Origin of the sequence: Mesorhizobium sp. M2A.F.Ca.ET.039.01.1.1 (genome assembly GCF_003998035.1) — a bacterium.
Lineage (GTDB): Bacteria > Pseudomonadota > Alphaproteobacteria > Rhizobiales > Rhizobiaceae > Mesorhizobium.
In genome coordinates, this window is sequence record NZ_RZRY01001581.1 from 1 (window position 1) to 405 (window position 405).

General features: G+C 67.2%; 1 protein-coding gene. It reads right to left on the reverse strand.

Annotation, left to right across the window (positions count from 1 at the left end):
* On the reverse strand, window positions 1-405 hold a 405-nt coding region (locus EOA24_RS41010; RefSeq protein WP_127410974.1), incomplete at both ends, for an AAA family ATPase.

Below are 405 nucleotides of genomic sequence, written 5' to 3' on the forward strand. Positions count from 1 at the left end.
ATTCGGCCCAGGTCGTGGCCGCGATGGTGCGAAGCTCGCCGCGTGCCAGGGCAGGCTTCAAGAGGTTTGCGGCATCGCCGGTTCCGGCGGCACCGCCGGCGCCGATCAGCGTGTGCGCCTCGTCGATGAACAGGATGATCGGCGTCTCGGAGGCCTGGACCTCGTCGATCACCGCTTTCAGCCGCTTCTCGAACTCGCCCTTGACGCTGGCGCCGGCCTGCATCAAGCCGACGTCGAGCATGCGCACGCTGACATTCTGCAGCGTTGGCGGCACGTCACCCTGGGCAATGCGGAGCGCAAAACCCTCGACCACCGCGGTCTTGCCGACCCCGGCCTCGCCGGTCAGGATCGGGTTGTTCTGCCGGCGTCGCATCAGGATGTCGACGATCTGCCGGATCTCGGGAT